A 22,815-nucleotide genomic window follows, 5' to 3' on the forward strand; every position below is an offset into this window, starting at 1 on the left:
GGGATTTTAAATTAACTTTTGGCTAAAGCAGCAGGCTTTGGCAATTGCTCTACCAGCTGATTTAATACATGATTGATGAAATCGATATCCTGAGAGGTGAAAGCAGTAAAGGATGCAATTTCCACCACTCCAAGCACCTGTCCCTCCGACAGAATAGGAAGTACTGCCAGTGCGGTAGGGTTAGACTCTCCCAGGCCTGAGAGAATTCTAATGTATCCTTCAGGAATTTTATTCAAATTGTAAGCCTGACCCTCCTTAATACATTGTCCAATAATACCATCTCCCTGCTCAATTTCGAATTTGGAAGATTCTCCCACAGAGAAGGCATAGCCAGCCTGAAAAATCGCTTTTTTGATTTCTTCCTGCTCTTCGATCAGGTAAAGTGCACCTTGGCCCGCTTCTAATTCCTTACATAATTTATGCAGTACCTTTTCAAGCCCCTCTTTTAATTGGTTGCTTTCATTGAATATTCGTTCCACTAATCCGCTGTCCCAATAGGTACGGTGTTGTTCTTCAGAGGCGATTATTTCTTCGCTGTTGTCTTCATCCGAGTGGCGGTCAATGTAAATTACCTGAGATTCCCCCGCATTTCTAATCGCACTGACATAAAAAAGCAAGGCGACTATGGTCAGGATCAGGTTGCCAACAATAATAAGTTGAAGGGGTAAAACTTCGGATTGAATTTGCGGTAGCTGATCCAATTGAAGGGTTTCCAGATTATTCATTAACTGGTCCGGAAGTAAATATCCGGTAACCGCCGCCACCAGCGAAATGACGATGGTGATGGAAGCCAGGGCTAATCCAAAGATGTTCCTTTTTTGCTGTTTCATGAGTTAAGCTTTTTGTGCAATTGGTTAAGGAAATCTATTATTTCATTTAATTTCAGTTCGTAATCCATGGGGGCAAGATCCAAGGCTGCTTGTGGCATGGTAGAAATCATGCATTCTTCCCGGTCCTGGACGATGGTCAGGCCACCCTTTTGTTGAATCCTGGCCATTCCTATTCCTCCATCGCGATTAGCGCCGGAAAGTAAAATGCCCACCAGGCGATGCCGATAGGCATAGGCGGCAGTCCCCAGGGTGATGTCAATGGCCGGACGAGAATTATTAAACATTTCCTCTGTTGACAAGGAAAAGTAATTGCCTAATTCAATGGAAAGATGATAATTTGCCGGAGCCAGGTAAACCTGTCCCCGCCGAATACTTTCCTTATCCACCGGCTCCACAATGTCCTTGGTGCTTTTGAGCTTTAAAGCTTCCACGAAGCCATTCCGGACGTGTTTTAGCCGGTGTAGGCACATAATGATAGGCAGGGGGAAATCTTCAGGAATCTGGCTAAGAATTTTGGTGATTCCCTGAAAGCTTCCGGCGGATCCCCCGATCACTACGGCTTTATAGTCAGAATTAATTTTGAAATTTCTCATGCAAAAAGATCCTTAGCCTTATTCTTTAATCTTTTTGTAGATCTTTTCCTCATTGTTGACTACAATGAATTTGTTGGCGCTATCACACCAAATCAGGGATTCTTTGGAGCCCACACATAAATAACCGTAGTTGAAAAGGCTTTCATGTAATTTGTTCAGCACAGAATTCTGAAGAGACTGATTAAAATAAATCATCACATTTCGGCAAAGCGCCAAATCAAATTTATTGAAAACGGGTCCCTGAACTAAATCGTGAACGCGGAAGGTTACATTTTCTACCAAGGATGGATCCATGACCGCAAAGCCATCCTCCTCCTTAAAGTATTTGCTCAACTCAAATTTCCCCTGGAAGCGGATATAGTTTTTTTGATTGAGCTCCATGTTTTTGAGGGTATACTTCCCTTTTTTGGCTTTCTGAATAATCTCTTTATCCAGATCCGTGGCGAAAATACGCACTCTATCCAGGAGATTGGCCTCTTTTAGTAAGATGGCCATAGAAAACACTTCCTCCCCGGAAGAGCAGCCCGCATGCCAAATATTGATCGACTTGTGGTTAAGCAATAAGTTGGGTAAGACCTCATCCCGCAGTTGCCTCCAAAAGGAAGGGTCACGGAACATTTCGGTGACATTGACGGTAATTTCGCAAATGAATACTTCCAGAAAAGTAGGTTCACTTTCAATTTTTTCAATGAGCGCATCTACCGATGGCAAGCGATACAATTCCAGTATGCGTAAGATTCTTCTTTTAAAAGAAGACATCGCATAATTGGTGAAATCATAGTTGCCTTTAGTCTTTATATATTCGGTTAATTTCCTTAGATCAGAAATTTCAATATCTAGTATCATAAAAAACGTTGGGTCGAGACAGATATTAATTTTGGTCAAAAATATTTTAAATTCATCCTATATAACGGATGGTAAAACAATTTTCTTCCAGTAAGTAATTAATCTTTATAAAATAGGTTGTTCAACCCCTGAATATAGGAGGACTTTTTAAAAAGTATTCTAAAAAATGAGTGAGAATATGCTGAGTTCAATAAAATCTCGATAATGTTAAAAATATAATTCGAATAGTTTAATTAAGAATCTGTTTTCCAGACGTAATGTAATGGTGGAAATTACAACTGATCTCCCGAAAAGGTAAAGGGTAAAAGATCCCTGACGTTATTGATTTTTATAAATGTACCATTTCCATTTTCCAAAATCACCGCATATGGCTGTTGTTGCTTATCCTGATATTCGGACATCACCTGTCGGCAGGCCCCACAGGGTGTGACTGCCTGAAAGGCGGATTCCCCCGCTTTGATGGCGGTGATCATGATCGTTTTTATTTTGAGGTCAGGGTGATTGGCAGAAGTGGAGAAAAGGACGGTTCTTTCCGCACATAAGCCCGATGGATAGGCGGAGTTTTCTTGATTATTCCCACTGAAAATTTGTCCATCCTCCATTAATAAGGCCGCTCCCACATGGAATTTGCTATATGGGGCATATGCGGACTCGGTCGCTTTTTGGGCGGCAGCAACCAGTTTTTGTTCTTCTGTTGGAAGTTCTTCAATACTGTTGAATACTTGATATTCAATAATCTGTTTTTCCTTCTGCATGTCTTAAAATTAATGGAAAAATTTAAGTATTATAAGGGTCAAGCGGACCGTAAAGCTATTAACAATAGGACAAAACCCAAAATACTATAATCTATGAATACGATTCTTTGCATTGGTGCGGGTAGATCTACCAGGGCCTTAATTTCATATTTATGTCAATTTAATAAAGCGGATGAGTTTCGCCTTATTATCGCCGATAAAAACCTGCAGATGGCGCAGGAGAAAATTACCCTTGGGGGTAAAGCGGAAGCAGTAGCATTGGATATTTTTGAGGAGGAGGCATTGGATCAGTTGGTTGGGGAGGCCAGCCTGGTCATTTCCATGGTGCCGGCCCACCTGCACCACCGGGTGTTGGAGAGCTGCATTCGCCAACGGAAGGATTTCGTTTCCGCCTCATATGTGACCGAGGAGCTTTTGCAATATCAGGAGGCGATTGAAGAAGCGGGGATTTTGGTGATGAAGGAATGTGGGTTGGATCCGGGGATTGACCATATGTCCGCTATGCAGGAATTGGACGCGATTCGAAATAAAGCTGGTAGGATCAATACCTTTGAGACCTTTACGGGTGGTTTGCTGGCGCCAAGCAAGGTGGAGAATCCGTGGGAGTATAAATTCACCTGGAACCCCAGGAATGTGGTATTGGCCGGGCAGGGCGTGGTGAAATTTCTACAAGAGGGGCGGTACAAATATATACCTTATAATAAGTTATTCAATCGTACTGAAATCATCTACATCCCGCAGTACGGTTATTTTGAGGGATATGCCAATCGGGATTCTTTGAAGTACCGGGAGGTATATGGCTTGCAGGACATCCAAACGCTTTACCGCGGAACCTTGCGCAGAGTAGGCTATTGCAAGGCCTGGAATGTTTTTGTGCAAATTGGGGCCACTGATGATTCCTATCAGATGGAAGGAGTTGCACATATGTCGCACCGTCAGTTCATTAATTCCTTTCTGTCCTATAATCCGGATGATTCCGTGGAGCTTAAGTTAGCCCATTACCTGAATATCGGTCTGGATTCGGATATCATGTATAAATTGAAATGGCTGGGATTATTTGAGGACACCCTGGTGGGACTAGAAAAAGGGAGTCCTGCTCAAATACTGGAACATATTCTCCGAAAGAAATGGACGCTGAATACGGAGGAAAAGGACATGGTGGTCATGTGGCACCGTTTTGTTTATGAGTTGGAAGGAAAGCTTTCAGAATACCATACACATATGGTGGTGAAAGGGAAAAATGCCAACGAAACCGCGATGGCAGATACTGTTGGCCTTCCTTTGGGAATTGTGGCCATTAATGTTTTGAATGGGAAAATAAAGACCAAAGGAATCCAGCGTCCTATTTCTGCTGAGGTTTATGAACCCGTGCTGAGGGCGCTGAAAGGTTATGGGATTACCTTTGAGAAGTCTTTGATTCATTGAGCAGGATTGGGGAGGGAAAAAAATTAGTTATAAATTCACGCAGGAATGGGGTAGATGTTCAATTTCTAACTCCTTTCGTTTGTTTTGGGTCAATTGAATGTTCTCCTAATGAATGAAAAGCCCTCTGATTGCATGTGAGGGCGGATTTCTCCTAAAGGGAGGTTTCTTTAAGAAGAGAATGTCCCAAAGCAAGCCGTTTTTAATCAGCCGCAAAAAAGGATATTTTTGTACAAGCAATAAGCTATGACAGTAGAGGACGCAAAGATAAGAATTGATCAGCTTAGTGAGCAGGTCAATTACTATAATCAAAAATATTATATGGAGGACAAATCCGAGATTTCAGACTTGGAATTTGACCAATTGTTAGCAGAGCTGGATCAGCTTGAAAAGCAATTTCCGCAATTCGCGGATCCTAATTCGCCTACCCAGAGAGTGGGAGGGACGATTACCAAAAAGTTTGATACGATTACGCATAAGTATCGAATGCTTTCTTTGGGGAATACCTATTCCGAAGAAGACCTGCGGGATTTTGACCAGAGGGTTCGAAAAGGACTGGAAGGTCAGGAAGTGGAATACATCTGTGAGTTGAAATTTGACGGGGTGGCCATATCATTGACCTATCAGAACGGGTCTCTGGTTTTGGGCGCTACTCGGGAGATGGTACGCAAGGTGATAATATTACGGCCAATGCCCGAACGATCAGAACTCTTCCGCTGAAGCTGAATGCCCCCGCAGTGCCGGCGCAATTCGAGGTCAGAGGAGAAGTGTTTATGTCCATTCGGGATTTTGAAAACCTGAATGCCAGCCTGGCGGAGAAAGATCGCTTTGCCAATCCAAGAAACACGACCTCCGGAACGCTGAAGATGCAAGATTCTTCCGTGGTGGCCAAAAGGAGACTGGATTGTTACCTCTACAGTGTGTTGGGGGAGGATTTGCCTTTCGAAACCCATGCAGAAGCACTGGAAGCCATTAAAGCATGGGGCTTCAATGTTTCGCAAACCTGGCAAAAATGTAGTACCATCGATGAGGTGTTGGCATTTGTTGCCAAATGGGAAGAAGAACGCAAGCAATTGCCACTGGAAACAGATGGAATTGTGATTAAAGTAAATAGTTATGCGCAGCAGCAGGAGCTTGGCTTTACCGCTAAATCTCCACGTTGGGCCATTTCTTATAAATATAAAGCAGAGGCCGCCTGTACACAGCTGGAATCGGTGAGTTATCAGGTGGGTCGCACGGGATCTATCACTCCGGTGGCGAATCTAAAGCCGGTGAGCCTGGCGGGAACCGTGGTGAAACGCGCCTCTTTGCATAATGCCAATGAGATTGAGCGCCTGGATCTTCATGAAGGGGACTGGGTGTTTGTTGAAAAAGGCGGGGAGATTATCCCCAAAATCACAGGCGTGGCATTGGACAAACGTCAGGGAGCTAATGATGTCCTGAAGTTTATTGATCATTGTCCGGAATGTGGAACAGAATTGATCCGGGTGGAAGGCGAAGCCAACCACTATTGCCCGAATACCATGGGCTGCCCTCCGCAGATTAAGGGGAAGGTGGAGCATTTTATTCAGCGTAAGGCCATGAATATTGATTCTTTGGGAGAGCGTACCATTGATCAATTGTACCAAAAAGGGCTGGTTACCAATGTGGCGGATTTATATGATCTGTCTCTGGAGCAGGCTCTGGAATTGGAAGGCTTTAAAGAAAAGTCTGCAGAGAATTTGGTGAGTGGTATCGCGCAGTCCAAGGCAATGCCATTTCCGCAGGTGTTGTTTGCTATCGGTATTCGGTATGTCGGGCAAACGGTGGCGGAGAAGCTGGCCGATCATTTCGAAAATATGGACAACCTAAGGGCTGCTACTGAGGAAGACCTGATTGCAGTGCCGGAGATTGGAGAACGAATTGCAAAAAGTGTAATTGAATATTTCGGGGAACCGAAAAACATAGATATTGTGGAGCGCCTTCAGGCGGCAGGGCTGAAAATGCAAATTGAAGCGACTGCTTTTGAAGGAAATGATCGACTCGGAGGAAAGAGTTTTTGTCTATCTGGCAAATTTTCCACCAAGAAAAGTGTACTGGAAGATCTGATTAAGGCGAATGGAGGCAAAGTAATGTCCTCTTTTTCCAAAAAATTAGATTATCTTGTGTCCAATGCTGAAAAAGAGACCTCTAAAACGAAAAAGGCAAGAGAAATGGGGATTTCCATTTTGTCGGAGGATCAATTACAGGAAATGTTGGAAAATTAAACTATGCTTGGTTTAAAGGAGAAATTTATAAATCAGAAAACCAAAAACTTAATTTCAAAAAGTAAGGTAGATCGTGGAGGGATGAATTTCGAAAATGCGGAATTCGTTGCCATATTTTACACACAGACAAGTGAAAATAAAGATGGTGAAATCCAAAAATTCTGCGATCAGCTTCAAAGGGAAGGTAAAACGGTGGAATTGATCACCTACATTCCCAAGCGTAAAGAGGAACATGCCGTAAAGATAGCATCTTTTTATGGCGATGAGTTCAGCTTTACCGGAGAGGTGAAGTCCGATGCTTTAAGAGATTTTCTCAAGAAAAAATATGATCTGCTGATTCATTGTGACCTGGAAAAGGATGCTGTTACTAAATTTGTGATGGCGAAATCCAAAGCGGTGATGAGGGTAGGCCGATATTTTGAAGAAGAGGCTAAACTATACGAGTTGATGTTTGTGCTCCAGGATGATGAAAAGCCGAGGCAAATGTGCGCGCTTTTTCATCAGTATTTGAAAGCCATACATTAATTAAAGATGATGAGGGATTTTAGTGGTACGGGTGTTGCTTTAGTAACGCCATTTGATGCCCAAGGCAATGTAGATTTCGAAGCACTAGGCCGATTGTTAGATCATACGGCAAAAGGAGGTGTGGATTATTGGGTGGTTCAGGGAACTACCGGTGAGTCTGTGACACTTACTCAAAAAGAGAAGCACGAGGTATTGGCTTTTATTAAGGCGAATAATCCTAAGAATTTACCTATTGTATTAGGTATAGGAGGAAATAATACCCATGTGGTTTTGGAGCAACTTCAGGAAATGGATTTGGAGGGAGTTGATGCCATTTTGAGTGTGAGTCCGGCTTATAATAAACCTACCCAGGAGGGAATTTACCAGCATTATAAAATGGTGGCAGATGCTTCTCCGGTACCGGTGATTTTATATAATGTTCCGGGGAGAACTGCCTCTAAAATCAAGGTGAAGACTACTTTGCGTCTTGCTGCTCATCCGAATATTATCGGGACCAAAGAAGCTACTGGTGATATTGGGGATGCTATCGAAATTGCCCGTAAGGCTCCTGCAGATTTCTTATTAATCTCAGGTGATGACTTACTGACTTTGCCGCTGATTTCGGTTGGTTGTAAAGGGGTGATCTCTGTTTTGGCGAATGCACTGCCGGAGGCTATGCAGGCCATCGTGAAACCTGCCCTGGCGAATGATATGCAGGAAGCGGGAAAAGCAGTCCACCAGATTGCCGAAATTAACCCTTTGATGTATGCGGAAGCCAATCCTGTTGGGGTGAAGCAATTATTGAAGGAAATGCATATTTGTGAAAACCATGTGCGTTTGCCATTATTACCGGCGACTGCACCATTGCAGGAAAAAATTAAAAATGCCTATTCCTCTTTTTTAGTCGTTGAGCATTAAGTCTATAGGTTTAATGCGAAAAATATTGACAAGAGCCTGCCCCTTTGGGGTGGGCTTTTTTTTATGGTTTGCTCCTCTCGCCCTCCTGTATTTTTTGCAGGTGGCAAATCGATAATTCTCCGCTCTGTTCATCGCGCAGGTGCATGCCATTCCCCTGGCAATAGCGGTGAAACTCACAATCTGAGCAAATGCCCTTTTTCGTCCAGCTTCGGTCTCTGAATATCTGATAGCGATTTTCCCAAACTTCTTTTAAATTGTCCTGATAGATATTGCCCTGAATAAAATTTCCTCTGAGATTCGGGCAGGCAGCAATGCTCCCGTCCACCAGAATGGAGGCAATATTGACCCCGGCCTTACAGTTAAAGAATTGGTCGCGTACTTTTCCCTCATAGCTTCCCAAAAATCCCTCGCAGCCATATTCCACCTGAATACGGCCCTCTTCTCTGAAGCGGACAATCTGATCAAATAAGGCTTTGAACTGAACAGGAGAGAGTTGCAAGGCTTCATTGTCTTTAGCTCTGCCGATGGGATAAATAGTGAAAATTCGCCATTTTTTGACCCCTTTGGCTACTAAGAGGTCTTTGAGTTCTTCCAGCTGTTGGACATTGTTTTGGTGCACACAGGTTGCCACATCAAAAAGAAGGTCTTCGGTTTTTGCTAGTATTTCAATGGCCTTCACCGCCTTTTCAAAGCTTTTGGAGGAGCCCCTCAGCCAGTTGTGTCCCTGTTCCAGCCCATCCAGACTTATGGTTACTGCCCGAAGACCTGAATCCAGAAGGCTTTCCAGTTTTTTTTGAGTCAATAGTGCGCCATTGGTTACGATTCCCCATGGAAACTCTCTTTGGTAAAGTTGTTTTCCTATGTTGGGTAAATCTTTTCGCATGAGGGCTTCTCCGCCGGTAAGCACAATCATGGTTTTGTGAGCATTAATGGTGCCTTTTAATTGATCCAGAGCCCGGAAGAAATCCGCCGAGGGCATGTCTGCCTGTTTGCTATTTTTAGTACAATCACTCCCACAGTGAATACAGGCCAGATTGCAGCGGAGGGTGCATTCCCAAAACAGGTAATTGAGGGTGTGAATCTGACTGGCATTTTGTTTCATTTTTTGGAAAACCTTTAATGCCAGTTTTTTTCGAAATCCTAGTGAGCGGACGGTCATTCAGCAGCTTCCTCCTTTTTCTTAAGCGGAATATTGATTTCTTTCTCTATTTTCCCCAAATACCAATTTCCATCTCCGTTCTTAAACTCTTCATCGGTTAGGGAAATCAGCGTGTCCAGCTTTTGGTACTGGCCTGTTTGCTTGGGGTTAAATTCTTCAAAGCGAAGCAATACTGCCGTGGCGGGGAGATCCCGGTAATTCATGACATAATCGCCATTATCCTCATTTTCCACATAAACATAACCATTGTTAGTGCTTACCTTAATGCCGGAGACGCTTTCGCCAGTTGCTGCATCAGTGATTTTACCGCTAAACTTAAAGTCGGCAGTAGGTGTCCCGTATTCAGCGACCGTACTGCTTTCACATCCCATTATACCGAAGCCGAGCAAGCCAATGAGTAAGGAGTATAGCCGGTTAAAAAGTTGAATTGACTTTGTTTTCATTTTTCAAAGGTATTTTTGTAAATATAGGAGTTGTTTCTGGTTAATTATTTGATTATTATCAGCTTGTGGATTGATTTTTAGGCTGAATGCCCCATGTTTAAGCCGGATTATTCACACTAAAATCTTCGTTTAGCGGTTAGGCGGAAAAAAGGAAGGAATTTTCCCTATTTCAAGCTTTTTCGAACGAATCAGATGAAGGAGGAGACAGCCAGCTAGCCCCAATTTGGGCTATTAAAAAATCAGTCGACACGAATGTACTACAGTGATAATTAGTTAATTAAAGCAAGTTCCTGAATCTGGCGGTGAATAATTCGGGTTAGTTTATAAGGTTGAAAATAAACCACTTAATCCGATTCTCTACTTTTAGCGGGGGATAATTCGGGTTAAAATAGCAGTGAGGGTGCTTGGAATGGCTTATTAATGAGCTTGTTGGTGGGCTAGGTGGAGCCAGTTGATGCATCATTTAGCTATTAGAGGTCTTGTTGCGTGTAACAGCATGTGGTTTTATTTCATGAGCGAAAAGTTTTCTCTTTCCTAATAGTCCGTTTACTTTGTAATATGAGAGAAATGATAGTTGCTGGTGCAGCATTAAATCAGACTCCAATGCAATGGGAGGAAAATGTTGCCAACATTAAGCGCGCGATTCGGGAAGCTAAGGATGCCAATGTGAAAATATTGTGTTTGCCGGAGCTTTGCATCACAGGTTATGGATGTGAAGATTGGTTTTTGAGCGATTGGCTGGCCGATAAGGCATTGTCCTTTTTGCCGGAAATTGCAGCAGAAACGGAGGGTATTGCTGTTTGTGTTGGTTTACCCATGTGGAAAAAGGGGAAGCTTTATAATGTGGCGGCACTGATTAATGAGCAAGAAGTGGTGGGCTTTTATGCCAAGCAGCATCTGGCCAATGAGGGAGTGCATTATGAGCCTCGTTGGTTTACAGCCTGGCCGGAAGGCAAGCAATCTTCCATTGAATGGAATGGCCGGCACTATCATTTCGGGGATGATTTCTTTGAGGTTCAAGGCCTGAAAGTGGGCTTCGAAATCTGCGAAGATGCCTGGGTGGAAGACCGTCCGGCGAAGCACTATTTTGAGCGTGGTTGGGAATTGGATGTCGTATTGAACCCTTCTGCCAGTCATTTTGCCTTTGGGAAGAGTTTGATTCGGGAAGATCTCATTGTGCCGGCTTCCAAGCAGTATGGCTTCACTTATATTTATGCCAACCTGTTAGGGAATGAAGCCGGTCGAATGATTTATGATGGGGATATTTTCATTGCCCAGCAGGGGAAATTATTGCAGCGTTCTTCCCGCATGTCTTTTAAAAATGTGGATTTAATTACCGCCAAAGTGAATTTTGACGGGGAGTCCGAGCAGCCGGAATTAAATCCGGATCCCAAGGATAAGAATACAGAATTCATCAAAGCGTCCTCCTTGGCGATGTTCGATTATTTGCGCAAAACATGGAGCAAATGTTTCGTACTATCTCTGAGTGGAGGGGCGGACTCTTCTACCTGTGCGGTTTTGGTAGGAGAATTGGTACAAAGAGGTTTGCGGGAGTTAGGGCTGAAGCGCTTTTTAGAAAAAATCCATCGGGAAGATTTATTCTCGGCATTATCTCAATTAAAGGGAGAGGATTTACGCAAAGCCTTAGGCAAAGAGGTGTTGGTGACGGCTTATCAGGGTACGGTCAACAGTTCTGATGATACCTTCAATTCTGCTAAGGCCCTGGCCGAAGAAATCGGCGCCAACTTTCATCATTGGTTGATTGATGAGGAGGTGAACTCCTATACTGATAAGGTGGAGAAAGCTTTGGGGAGAAAGTTAAGCTGGGAGCAGGACGACATTGCGCTGCAGAATATTCAGGCCAGATCACGAGCTCCTATCATCTGGATGCTTACTAACGTGACCGGTGGATTGCTGTTGACCACTTCCAATCGCTCCGAAGGTGATGTGGGCTATGCGACTATGGACGGAGATACCTCCGGTTCCATTGCACCGATTGCCGGCGTGGACAAGTATTTCGTGTTGAACTGGTTGCAATGGGCGGAGGATACATTGGGCTACCAATCCCTGAACCATGTCAATAACCTGAATCCTTCTGCGGAATTACGTCCGCTGGAAAGGGTGCAGACTGATGAGGATGATCTGATGCCTTACTTCGTGATACAAGCCATTGAACGCTTGGCGATTAAAGAGCGAAAATCGCCACAGCAGGTATATCAGGAATTATCTGAAGAAGCATTGGAGCCGGCAGATTTGCTGAAGCTGCATATTACTAAATTCTTTCGTTTATGGTCTCGTAATCAGTGGAAAAGAGAGCGGATTGCTCCTTCCTTTCATTTGGATGATTTTAATGTAGACTCGCGTACCTGGTGCAGATTTCCCATAATCTCGGGCAGTTTCCAACAGGAGCTTAAAGCATTGGAAAATTTACCTTAAGGCAAATTATTCTCCGCTAGAATTAGGAGATCGCACAAAAGCCCTAAATATCAGTGTTTTTTGGTGGTTTCCTGATTTTGTAATAGGCCGGATGGGGGCAAGTTTGTTTGCTCCTGATTCCTATGCTCCTTTGGAAAAAACTTGTATTAAAAGACTATCTCTTCATTTTTTCCGACTTGCAGCTAAGTAAGGATTGAAGCATGAATAATTCGGCTTAAAGTGGAATAGTTGCCATTGTTTTTTACTTTTACCGAACCGAAGTCTTTTACGATTATTATTTTTGAATAATACTTAACGCTTTTTTATATGTTATCAAATTTGATGGGTTACATCTTATGGTATCCCTCACCGGAAATTTTTCCAGGATTATCTGATGTGCCGGTTTTAGGGCATATTCGCTGGTACGGATTATTATTTGCTTTAGGCTTTGTGGTAATGCAGCAGGTAATGATTTACATTTTTAAGATGGAGAAACGTCCGCTTAAAGATATTGAATCCCTGACCGTACATGCCGTATTGGGAACCATTATTGGTGCCCGCCTGGGACATGTGCTTTTCTATGAGCCGCAAAATTATCTGCCACAGCCCTGGAAAATATTCATGATCTGGGAAGGTGGACTGGCTTCTCACGGGGCCACGATCGGTATTTTGGTAGCTATCTGGATCTATGCCCGCAAGCGAAAGGATCAGCCATTTTTCTGGGTGATTGACCGCATTGCTTTAGTGGTAGGAATTGGGGCCTTTTGTATTCGCACAGGTAATTTGATGAACTCTGAGATCATTGGTTTGCCCACAGATTCCCAGCAGGGTGTCGTATTTGCCCATGATCCGCAGCGTGCTTTGGAAAGATATCAGGGCATAGAGGAGGTGAGCTTTTCTAAAGGAAGTTCGGAGGAAATGGCGGCAGCACCTCAGGATAAAGTGCCGGTCGATATGCATATTACCTTTGCCAAGGGGCTGGATGAGCAGGCAGTGCGTAAGTTTACGGAAAAAGACCTCAAGTACATGCTGACAAAATACGATTATGTGGCGGAGCACATGTATCAGGATCCTGCAGCACCAATGCAATACCGACTGAAACAAGAAGGAGGCCTTTGGACTGCTGATGTGAAGGTATTGGGTATTCCACGCCATGCCGGTCAGGAATATGAGGGAATTTCATCCTTATTACTATTCTTTGGGCTATTCTTCTATTGGAAGAAGCGCAATGTCAATATCCCCAACGGGCAGATTTTGGGTATTTTCCTTACCATTTTGTTTTCCCTTCGATTCATTTACGAATTTTTCAAAGAGAATCAGGTGCCATTTGAGGATACGCTGCCTTTGAATATGGGACAGTGGTTGTCAGTGCCCTTTATTTTGATGGGATTAGCGATTTGGCTCTTGGCCAATAAGAAAAAAGGATTGAGGTTACCAGGAGAATAATCGCTCCGATTTTATGATATTGCGGACTGGTGAATTTCATCAGTCCGCTTTTTTGTACGCAAAACATTAACTCTTGAAAAGTAGGTTATTCTTTTTCATTTTATGCTTTACCGGGCTTCCTCTGATCGTGCTTGCGCAGGAGGATAAAGTGGTGCGGGTGGACCGTATACTGATTTTGGGGAATCGCAAAACGCAGGCAGAAATCATTTTAAGGGAATTGGATTTTGCAGAAGGGCAGGAGGTCAATTATCAATGGCTGATAAACAACCTGAAGCAAAATGAAGACAAATTGATGAATACCTCTCTTTTCATCACCACCAAAGTGGAGGTTATCGAAGGAAATGCCTCCTCAGTAAATGTAGTGGTGAGGGTGAAAGAACGCTGGTATACCTGGCCATTGCCGGTATTTTCATTGGCGGACCGGAATTTAAATGACTGGGTAGAAAACCATGGTGCTGATGTCAGTCGGTTGAACTATGGTATTCAGTTTCGGCAGGAAAATATCAGAGGTCGGGGAGAGGAATTGGGAATGGTGGCACAATTGGGCTATACCCGCAGGTTCGGCATTTATTACAAGATTCCTTATTTGAATGAAAAGCAGAATCTGGGGACTAAATTAAAGTTCAACTATCGTCTGAATCAAAATTTACCGGTTAAAACAGAAGACCATAAACGGGTATTTCTGGATGCACAAACCCCCATTCAGGAATGGTATGAGGTGGACTGGATGTTTACGGTGCGAAATGGTTTTTATGTTCGCCATGAAATGGGTGTAAATTATAACCACCGATGGGCGGCGGATACCATTCTGCAGGAGAATCCGCACTATTTTGCCAATGATCGAAAGGATCAAAGGGTGTTTGGTTTATACTATACCCTGCGGGTGGATCATCGTGATTTTCAAAATTATGCCACCGAAGGAGATTTTTTCTATTTTAATGTGCAGAAAAACGGATTGGGCATTTTCGGGGATGTGGATCAGTGGGAATTTCTGGGGAGGTATTCCAAATACTGGAAATTACCCAAACAGTTCTATATCTCCACTTTAGCGGCGGCAAGTCTGTCTTTTCCCGCGGAGAATCAGCCCTACACGCATTTAAATGGCCTGGGTTTTCGTCCCTATGATATTCGGGGCTATGAGCTCAATGTGATTGAGGGGCAGCACTATTTTCTTAACAAATGGGATTTTAAGAAACGGTTATTGGCAGGTACGTATGATTTTTATCCCATCACCCAGATGAGTCAGTTTAACGGTTTGCCATATGCCTTTTATCTGAAATTTTTTGGCGATTATGGGTATGTGAAGAATTATCCTCAGTATCAGCAGAATAGTAGGCTGACCGATGAGATTATTTACTCTTTCGGCCTTGGGCTGGATATGGTGGCCGCCTATGACTTTGTCTTTCGTCTGGAAGTTTCCTATAACTCCATGCAGCAAACTAATTTTGGCTTTGCCTTTTTATCGGCCATTTAAACCATTATTAACAAAATTTCACCACTGGTAAAGAGCACTTTCCTGATTTGAAGAATAATTGATTTCTTTGAAGTAAATTCATGTAAAATTCATACATAAACCAAAATATATAACGATGAAACGGATACTAGTTGCCGTATTGATGGTCGCGATGAGCTTCCCTGCTTTGGCAGATGAAGGGATGTGGCTGCCTATGCTAATCAAGCGCCTTAATTATGAGGATATGCAGAAGGAAGGCTTGAAGTTGACTCCTGAAGAAATTTATAGCGTGAACCAAGCCAGTTTGAAAGATGCCATCGTATCTTTTGGTGGTTTCTGTACCGGTGAGGTTATTTCTAAGGAAGGATTGTTATTGACCAACCACCACTGTGGATACGGTGCCATACAGGATCACTCCACGGTAGAGCATGATTACCTGACGGATGGCTTCTGGGCCATGAACAAGTCAGAGGAATTGCCTAACCCCAAATTATTCGTTCGCTTTTTGGTGCGCATGGAAGATGTGACAGAGCAGGTGAAAGGGGCTGCAACGGCTGAAATGACGGATGAAGAGCGTAGCCAGGCCATTGGCAAAGCGATGAAAGAAGTTGCTAAAGCGGCAGAAGAGGGCAATGAATATACGGCGGAAGTGAAGCCATTATTCAAAGGCAATGCCTACTATATGTTTGTTTACGAAACTTACCGCGATGTGCGTTTAGTGGGTACTCCTCCATCTTCTATCGGTAAATATGGTGGGGATACCGATAACTGGATGTGGCCTCGTCATACGGGTGATTTCTCTTTGTTCCGCATCTATATGTCACCGGATGGTAAGCCAGCGCCTTATGCAGAAGAGAATGTGCCATTCCAACCTAAGCATTATTTGCCGGTTTCTATGGACGGCGTTCAGGAAGGTGATTTTGCCATGATTATGGGATTCCCGGGCAGCACCAAGCGTTATTTGTCTTCTTATGGCGTGAAAGAAGCCCTGGATGTGTCCTACGCTTTGCGTATCAAATTGATGCAAACCAAATTGGAGTTGTTGAAAAAAGATATGAATGCTGATGATAAAATCCGTATTCAGTATGCTTCTAAATATGCTTCTACCGCAAACTACTGGAAGTATTTGATTGGGCAGACCAAAGGCTTGAAGCGTCTTCATGTTTATGAGAAAAAACAAAAAGAGGAAGGTGATTTTGCCAATTGGGTAGCCACGGACAGTAACCGTAAAGCAGAATTCGGTGCGACTTTGAATGATTTGGAAAGTGGCTTTGCCACCATGACGGATTATTCTGCGCCGGTGCAGTATTCCATCTTTGTGCCTTACCTGACCGAGTTTATCTACTTCACCCGCAACTTTGAGGCGATGAAAGGCATGATGGGCGAGGAAGAAAAATCAGAAGCCCTGGCAGATTTCAGCAAATCTATGGAGGAGCCGGTGAAGGAGCACTTCAAAGATTACAACCCGGCAGTGGACCAAAAAGTATTCCGTGCCTTGATTGAAATGTACTACAATGAAGTGGATTCTGCCTACCGTCCAAAGGTATTTGAAGCAGCCAATAATGTGGCATTGACAGAAGAAGGTGAAAAGACTTCCGCTGATTTCGACGAATTGGTGAATTATATTTTCGAAAAGTCTGTTTTTGTAAATCAGGAGCGTTTAGAAGCATTCCTGGCAGATCCAAAAGCGGAAGTGTTGGAGAACGATCCGGGGATGTTGGTAGCAGATGCTTTCATGGCAAATAGTGGAAAAGTGCGTGCTTTGGTAGGAGAGGCAGCAGCTGCTATTAACCGCGGTGAACGTATGTATTTGAAAGGAATGATGGAAATGTTGCCAGAGCGTGCATTCTATCCTGATGCCAATTCTACCATGCGTGTGACCTACGGACAGGCATTAAGCTATGATCCGGCAGATGCGGTGCATTATGACCTTTATACCACTTTAGATGGGGTCATGGAAAAGGAAGATCCAACGAATCCCGAGTTTGTGGTACCAGCGAAGCTGAAGCAGCTTTGGGAAGCAAAAGATTACGGGCAGTATGCCAATGAAAAAGGAGAATTGGTGACTTGTTTCTTGTCCAATAATGATATTACTGGGGTAACTCAGGTTCTCCGGTAATCAATGGTAAGGGAGAGTTAATCGGTACTGCTTTTGATGGCAACTGGGAAGCGATGAGTGGTGATATCGCCTTTGAACCAAACGTACAACGCACAATTTCTGTAGATGTACGGTATACCTTGTTTATCATCGATAAATTCGCAGGTGCCGGCCATCTGGTAGAGGAAATGACTTTGGTGAAAACCCCCAAAGAAGTGAAGCCTGCAGGTAAGAAGAAAAAGAAAAAGAAATCAAAAAAGGCTTAATTTAGGCTAAATTGGTTCTTCAGCATAAAAGGAATCTCTCCGCTTTGGGGGGATTCCTTTTTTATTGGGCGTAAGGTTCTTTCGATAATTCCTAATTCTTGAAATGTTTTGCGTACAATGACAAAATTCTGACGGGATTTTATTCCTTTTCCTCCATACGTCGCCTATGGCCCTTTTTATCAATAGAGTACCAGGCAGTATCTTGATCTATATGATAAAAACCTACAAATTCTGGCTTTCCATTACGTTTGTAATAAATCCACTCTCCTTCACGTTTTCCTTCCAGAAATTCCCCTTTTTCAATTTTTTTTCCTTTGTCGGAATAGAAAATCCATAAGCCTTCGGGTATTCCAAAAGTATAATTCCCCTCTCGTTTTAAAGAATTATTATTGTGATAAAAAATCCACCTTCCGTCATAGAATCCGTCCTTGTATTTTCCCCTCTTTTCAAGGTTTCCATTTTCATAATAATAGACGCTTTCCCCCTCTAGTAGGCCATTTTTCCATATTTCTCTCCCTGCTACCTGCCCATTGGGATAATAGGTGATCAGGCTGCCATTTAATTGGCCGTCTATATAATTTTCAATTGCACTAAGCTGACCATTAGGGAACTTATACCGCCATTCACCCTCTTTTTGTCCATTATTATTCCGCTTTCCTTCTCCGGTGGAGGGAGTATTTTCGATGTAATTTTGTGAATGTGCTTCAAAACAAAATAGTGTAAAAAATAGTAGAAAGTACCGTAAAGCATTGTAAATGAGGTTCATTTCTTACTTAATCAATTTTAGTCTTTAAAATCTTCGTATTATTGAACTACCACTTGGTTGGAATCTAGAAGCGGTCGAATTCATGCTTACAAATTAGCCAATTATTACATTAAGTCTAATTTTAGTAAATTATGCATCACAGGAGATTACATAAGTTTTACCTCTCTTTCAAAGTGGAACGTGAGGTTCGGACAGTTTGGGTTGAGGGTCTTAATCTTCGTCATGCGAAAGATCGTCTGGCCATGACGGAGCCTGAGGCAATAGACATCATTGACTGGACGTCAGAAAGTCCTGAAAAATTGGAGAATTATCTCTCAAAAATCGGAAATTACTTTGAATATACCCAAGGAGCGATTGCGCAATAAGACATTGCGCTGAACATAAAATACCTAAATGAGTCATAGGGATATCTGCCTATGACTCATTTTTTTCCCACCCTGCTTTTTTTCCTCCTTGGCTTGTCGCTGACCCCCTCCATGGGTCAGGGGACTTTATTTAATCAGGTATCGGATCCTGAGATGAGGACTATTGATGCTAATCCGGCCTCCGCTACTTCCAGGCCAGATCATTTTCATTTATTACTTCAGCATCAGCTATTTTACGGTAAGTTTAATTTACCCCGAACAGGGATTCTCCTGGGCATGCCTTCCCGCTTTGGAAATACCCAATTTGCCTATTCCTATTTTGGAGATCAACTGCTGTCTGAGCGAGGGGCATCCTTGGCTTGGGCTCACCATTTGGGGCAATTTAAGCTCGGATTACGGTTTGCCTATACTTATATCCAAAGTGCTTACAAAATTGAGGGAAGGCAGTTTGCAGTGGATTTAGGGATGCAATGGCAACCGATAACCGAACTGATTATTGGATTTGATGTTCAGGAAATCCAAAAACCATCACCAGCTGAAGTTGTCGCATTGCCGGCAGCTTTAAAAAGCAGATTAGGTATACAATATGAGCTTTCCTCGGATTTGAGGGTTTATTTGCAGTGGCAGCAGGACTATTTTACAGGACCTCTGCTCACCACCTCCTTTCAGTATTTTTTTAAGCCCACATTTTATGTAGTGGGAGAAGTAGAGCTGATGCACTTATCCCAATGTTTTGGATTCGGCTGGGAAAAGGGAGCTGTTGCTTTACAATATTTGGGCGCCTTGCAATACCCTCTGGGTTTTAGCCATCAGTTAAACCTACATTATTTCTTCGGGCAATGAGGTATTGGTTTATCATCGGTTTTTGCATTATCAGCCATTGGTCCCGAGCACAGTTGGATCCCATCGCTGCCGTTTTGAATCATTTGCAACAGCAGGAGGTTCAAGCCATGGATGTGGATCGATTGGAAATGGATTTGGAGGCTTTACTTCATGAGCCCTTAATGGTGAATCAGCAGCCGGTAGATTTATCAGGATTGTTTTGGTTAGATGATTTTCAGCAAAGGGCCTTGGCGAATTATCTAGAACATTTTTCACCGGTTTTTGAACCTTATGAACTTCAATATCTACAAGGCTGGGACCAATCCCTTGCCAAGCTCACGGCCCCTTTTTTGGATTTTAGCTTTCGTAAAAAATCAAAGCCCAAAGGGAGAAGGCAACAGTACCTGTTGTTGGGCTTTCATCGGGCGTTTTTATGGCCATCTGCTCAACGGGAAGATTATTTGGGAGCCAATGCCTGGCGTAATTTGAGGTTTAGAGAAAGTCGTGGTCGGGTCCAAATGGGATTTAACGCTCGATTACAAGCTGGGGAGGCCTGGGTATTTAATCCCCGGAGTAATCAGTATGGGGCCGATTTTTACAGTGGTTATTTGAAGTATGCATGGGGCTCAGGGCAACTGATTGTAGGAGATTTTCAATTGCAAGCTGGCCTGGGGCTGGTTTACCATCAGGGATTTTTCTCAGGCAAGGGGACAGATCCTTTATTGGCCTTCAACCGAATGAATACAAGGTTGAAGGCTATTTCGGGCAGTTTTTCTGCTCAGTTTTTTCGAGGGTTTGCCCTGGCACAACGAAAGGGGCCGCATCAGTGGAAGGCCTTTTACTCTCAACGATATCAGGACTTTCGACTGAAGGATGGCCAAATCTCTACGGCCTATGCAAGCGGATATCATCGTAATGAGGCAGAATTGCTATGGCGGCATAATGTGCTTGATCGCAATGCCGGTATACTATACACCTATGCGAATAAAGAAAATGGTTTGTATGCCGGAGCCAATGGTTTGTGGAAGCTGCCCTACCAGCTGCGGGAAAGCGGAAGGATGGTAGGAGGGCATCAGGTGGTTTTTGGGGCTATGTTGATTATACCAGGGGAATTCACCGAATGGCCATCGCTTCTTCCATGAATAGCTTAGATGGGCTTGGGCTGAACGCTCTGTGGATGGCCGCCCTGAGCAAAAGGTATAGAACGGGGCTCTATTATCGGCATTATGGATCCTCCTATCAAGAAGGAACAGGGCAGGGCTTTTCAGAGACAGGCGCCAGAAGGGGCGAGAAAGGGCTGTATTGGGCTAATCGGCTTTACCTTACGGATAAGTGGCGGTTAGATTTTTACTTTGATCAGTTTTTTATTCGTGCGGGGCAATACCGCATTTCAAAAAGCTTTAAGGGTTATGAGCATTTGGCGGGACTAAGCTATCGATCCAATCGGCAGCAACAATGGAGTTTTAGGTTTAAAATGGAATCCAAAGCACAGGATTTAAGGGAGGAGGATGTGCGATATTTGTCGTTGCAGGAAGTGAAAAAGTTGAATATGGCCGTGATCCATAATGCAAGCTGGAATGAGAAGTGGTCTACTCAAAGCAGGCTGCATTGCTCTAATGCCGGTCAGGAATGGGGCATTTTATGGGTGCAGGATGTCAAGTATCGCTTGGAGAAATGGCGGTTTTTTGGTCGCCTGGCGATTTTTGATATTGAAGATTGGAATAGCCGCCAGTATGTGTATGAGCAAAATGTAAGGTTTCAGTTTTCAAGCCCGCTGTTTTACCGCAGCGGTTTCAGAACTGTTGGCATGGTACAGTGGGTACCCCATCCTAATTTTACTTTTTGGTTACATCAGGTGTGGGAACACTATCCTTTGGAAAAGGTGGAGGAGCAATTGGGATTAAACCGATGGCAATGGCGACTTCAGGCCATGATTCACTGGTAGGAAAGCCAAATTAATTCAATAACTTTTTCTTTGGTAACAACGGTGCTCCTTTTAATGCCTTTGGGCCTCTTGAGCGAAATGCCTTTCTTCTTCCCTTTTTTTATCACTTGCTGTTCTACTATCCGATCATCTGATTTATGAAAAATCAACACCTCCTCAGCAATGGTGGGTACCTTAGCCAAATCTCCATTGGCTCCCAGTGATTCAAAAGGAAACTCTGCCTGTTCTCCCTGACATAATGCTAAAATTCTTCGGCAATTGGGAATGCCCACGCCTACATAGTTATTAGGGGCCTTGTACAGATTGGCCGAAGCTTTTATGATGTTTTTGATCTCCTCATGACTCAAATCCGGTTGATATTGCATGATGCAGGCGACCAGTCCGGTGATAATTGGAGCTGAAAAGGAAGTGCCCGAAGAGGCATAACAAACTACGTCAGGCTTGATGTAGGGCAGTATTTTTGGTCCCTGCGCAGAATATTCATATTTGCGGGGGAGGTGATAATGACTGGCGCCTACGCTAAAAACGCTACGCGCATCTGCCGGGGCAGAGACTACTCTCCAGTCTAATTCATTCCCCTCATTTCCGGCCGAAATAACCAAAAACATCCCTTTTTGATTCGCCGCAATTTCGGCCGCCCGGGAAATGATGGTCGTTTTTCCATCCATATCGCTTGGCCGATAATTTTCCTCCGCCCGGTCATAGCCTCTGGCATAGCCTAAGGAGGAGTTAACCAGTTTCACTCCCAGACTATCCATCCATTCCAGTGCGGCAATCCAGTAATCTTCCTCTCCCCGGAATTCCCGGTCTCCATGGTCGGTACGCGCCAGATAATAATCAGCTCCGGGCGCAAAACCTTTTGGCTGACTCCCTTTTTCAAAAATGCCTGCGGTGCATTCAAAAACCTCCGTGCCGTGCCAGTCCTGGAAGGTTTCAGGGGATTGGTACAAGTCTTTTTTCCATTTATTGATAAAGTCCCGACCCATTATGACCTGATTGTTGTCAAATACATGTTTCAGGCTGGGCTTAACATTGGCGTCAATATAGCCGGCATCAATCAGGCCTATCTTCACGCCCCGTCCATCCAAACCTTTATCGGTAAAAGCTTGTCCTTCCATTTGGTTAAAGGCATATTGAGCCTTTTCCCGGGCAAGATTCCGCTCACCGGAGGCGATGACTATTCCGGGGCTGACCGGCACAATTTCTTTGATAAAGTCCTCTTGCTGCAAGGAAGAGATTTGGCTGGAATCCAAAATTGCGGTAATACCATTTAGCCATTTGGATCGACAAATTTCCTGTACTTCCCATTTCTTTAGCGCCTGTAAATACTGCTCGGAAAGGGGATGGTCCAGGTAGGAGGAGGAGTCTTGAAAGGAGATGTTTTTATCCTGAAAAAAGACCCAGTATTTGAGTTCCTGAGCCTGACAGGGAATTGTAAATAATAGAAAAAGAAAAAAAGAAAAAAGTCGCATGCTGAAAAGTGGGCTCTTTTTTATGGCCGAAAGGCAAATTAAGCAAATATT

General features: G+C 43.6%; 18 protein-coding genes and 2 pseudogenes. 12 read left to right on the forward strand and 8 right to left on the reverse strand.

The genetic code is table 11. The features are described from left to right. Positions 1-11 precede the first annotated feature (11 nt). From NG22_RS02140 to cdd, 4 genes are all read right to left on the reverse strand, one after another. Positions 12-830 (reverse strand): GAF domain-containing protein, encoded by an 819-nt coding sequence (locus NG22_RS02140; protein ID WP_053404189.1) that lies wholly within the window; start codon positions 828-830, stop codon positions 12-14. Continuing rightward, the gene (locus NG22_RS02145; RefSeq protein ID WP_053404190.1) at positions 827-1,423 is read right to left on the reverse strand and encodes a chemotaxis protein CheB; all 597 of its coding nucleotides are present in this window, start codon (positions 1,421-1,423) and stop codon (positions 827-829) included. The genes NG22_RS02140 and NG22_RS02145 overlap by 4 nt, the downstream gene beginning before the upstream one ends. An 18-nt stretch (positions 1,424-1,441) precedes the next feature. Further along, complete coding sequence (locus NG22_RS02150; RefSeq protein WP_053404191.1) at positions 1,442-2,269, reverse strand: protein-glutamate O-methyltransferase CheR; 828 nt, start codon at positions 2,267-2,269, stop codon at positions 1,442-1,444. A 272-nt stretch (positions 2,270-2,541) separates the two neighbouring features. Next, complete coding sequence (gene cdd / locus NG22_RS02155; protein WP_053404192.1) at positions 2,542-3,024, reverse strand: cytidine deaminase; 483 nt, start codon at positions 3,022-3,024, stop codon at positions 2,542-2,544. A 93-nt stretch (positions 3,025-3,117) separates the two neighbouring features. Here cdd and NG22_RS02160 point away from each other — a divergent pair, with 93 nt between their 5' ends. The 4 genes and pseudogenes from NG22_RS02160 to dapA all read left to right on the forward strand — a co-directional run bounded on the left by NG22_RS02160 (position 3,118) and on the right by dapA (position 8,114). Further along, positions 3,118-4,449, forward strand: coding sequence for a saccharopine dehydrogenase family protein (locus NG22_RS02160; protein WP_053404193.1), 1,332 nt, complete (start codon positions 3,118-3,120; stop codon positions 4,447-4,449). A gap of 243 nt (positions 4,450-4,692) precedes the next feature. After that, positions 4,693-6,692, forward strand: a pseudogene (gene ligA / locus NG22_RS02165) (NAD-dependent DNA ligase LigA). 3 nt (positions 6,693-6,695) lie between these two features. Continuing rightward, a complete protein-coding gene (locus NG22_RS02170) occupies positions 6,696-7,217 on the forward strand; it encodes a hypothetical protein (protein ID WP_053404194.1) in 522 nt (173 codons plus the stop codon). A 6-nt stretch (positions 7,218-7,223) separates the two neighbouring features. Next, entirely contained in the window at positions 7,224-8,114 is an 891-nt protein-coding gene (dapA, locus tag NG22_RS02175; RefSeq protein WP_053404195.1) for a 4-hydroxy-tetrahydrodipicolinate synthase, read from the forward strand. A 61-nt stretch (positions 8,115-8,175) separates the two neighbouring features. On the opposite strand, the gene NG22_RS02180 is transcribed toward dapA, so the two are convergent. Both NG22_RS02180 and NG22_RS02185 read right to left on the reverse strand, forming a co-directional pair. Continuing rightward, a complete protein-coding gene (locus tag NG22_RS02180) occupies positions 8,176-9,273 on the reverse strand; it encodes a TIGR04133 family radical SAM/SPASM protein (RefSeq protein ID WP_053404196.1) in 1,098 nt (365 codons plus the stop codon). Next, positions 9,270-9,716 carry a radical SAM-associated putative lipoprotein gene (locus NG22_RS02185; protein WP_072159019.1) on the reverse strand — a complete coding sequence of 149 codons (447 nt, stop codon included), beginning with the start codon at positions 9,714-9,716 and terminating at the stop codon, positions 9,270-9,272. Before NG22_RS02185 ends, NG22_RS02180 begins: the two co-directional genes overlap by 4 nt. A 558-nt stretch (positions 9,717-10,274) precedes the next feature. On the opposite strand from NG22_RS02185, the gene nadE reads away from it, so the two are divergent. The 4 genes and pseudogenes from nadE to NG22_RS02205 all read left to right on the forward strand — a co-directional run bounded on the left by nadE (position 10,275) and on the right by NG22_RS02205 (position 17,394). Then, positions 10,275-12,152, forward strand: a complete 1,878-nt coding sequence (gene nadE, locus NG22_RS02190; protein ID WP_053404198.1) for an NAD(+) synthase — start codon at positions 10,275-10,277, stop codon at positions 12,150-12,152. 321 nt (positions 12,153-12,473) lie between these two features. Next, a complete protein-coding gene (lgt, locus tag NG22_RS02195; protein ID WP_053404199.1) occupies positions 12,474-13,577 on the forward strand; it encodes a prolipoprotein diacylglyceryl transferase in 1,104 nt (367 codons plus the stop codon). Positions 13,578-13,650: 73 nt separating this feature from the next. Further along, a complete protein-coding gene (locus tag NG22_RS02200; protein WP_053404200.1) occupies positions 13,651-15,051 on the forward strand; it encodes a BamA/TamA family outer membrane protein in 1,401 nt (466 codons plus the stop codon). Positions 15,052-15,274: 223 nt separating this feature from the next. Continuing rightward, positions 15,275-17,394: pseudogene (locus NG22_RS02205) on the forward strand (S46 family peptidase). 139 nt (positions 17,395-17,533) lie between these two features. On the opposite strand, the gene NG22_RS02210 reads toward NG22_RS02205, so the two are convergent. Beyond that, positions 17,534-18,160, reverse strand: a complete 627-nt coding sequence (locus tag NG22_RS02210) for a toxin-antitoxin system YwqK family antitoxin (protein ID WP_053404201.1) — start codon at positions 18,158-18,160, stop codon at positions 17,534-17,536. A gap of 131 nt (positions 18,161-18,291) precedes the next feature. On the opposite strand from NG22_RS02210, the gene NG22_RS02215 reads away from it, so the two are divergent. Genes NG22_RS02215 through NG22_RS02230 form a run of 4 tightly spaced genes read left to right on the forward strand, consistent with a single transcriptional unit; the run spans position 18,292 to position 21,292 of the window. Further along, complete coding sequence (locus NG22_RS02215) at positions 18,292-18,525, forward strand: hypothetical protein (RefSeq protein ID WP_053404202.1); 234 nt, start codon at positions 18,292-18,294, stop codon at positions 18,523-18,525. 51 nt (positions 18,526-18,576) lie between these two features. Further along, positions 18,577-19,368, forward strand: coding sequence for a hypothetical protein (locus NG22_RS02220; protein ID WP_157600817.1), 792 nt, complete (start codon positions 18,577-18,579; stop codon positions 19,366-19,368). After that, complete coding sequence (locus tag NG22_RS02225; protein ID WP_053404204.1) at positions 19,365-20,489, forward strand: hypothetical protein; 1,125 nt, start codon at positions 19,365-19,367, stop codon at positions 20,487-20,489. Before NG22_RS02220 ends, NG22_RS02225 begins: the two co-directional genes overlap by 4 nt. Then, complete coding sequence (locus NG22_RS02230; protein ID WP_157600818.1) at positions 20,486-21,292, forward strand: hypothetical protein; 807 nt, start codon at positions 20,486-20,488, stop codon at positions 21,290-21,292. Before NG22_RS02225 ends, NG22_RS02230 begins: the two co-directional genes overlap by 4 nt. Here the strand turns inward: NG22_RS02230 and NG22_RS02235 are convergent. Then, a complete protein-coding gene (locus tag NG22_RS02235; protein WP_053404206.1) occupies positions 21,283-22,764 on the reverse strand; it encodes a S8 family serine peptidase in 1,482 nt (493 codons plus the stop codon). The two genes, NG22_RS02230 and NG22_RS02235, sit on opposite strands and share 10 nt — an antisense overlap. Positions 22,765-22,815: the final 51 nt, after the last annotated feature.

The sequence above is a fragment of the Persicobacter sp. CCB-QB2 genome (genome assembly GCF_001274635.1).
GTDB lineage: Bacteria > Bacteroidota > Bacteroidia > Cytophagales > Cyclobacteriaceae > Persicobacter > Persicobacter diffluens.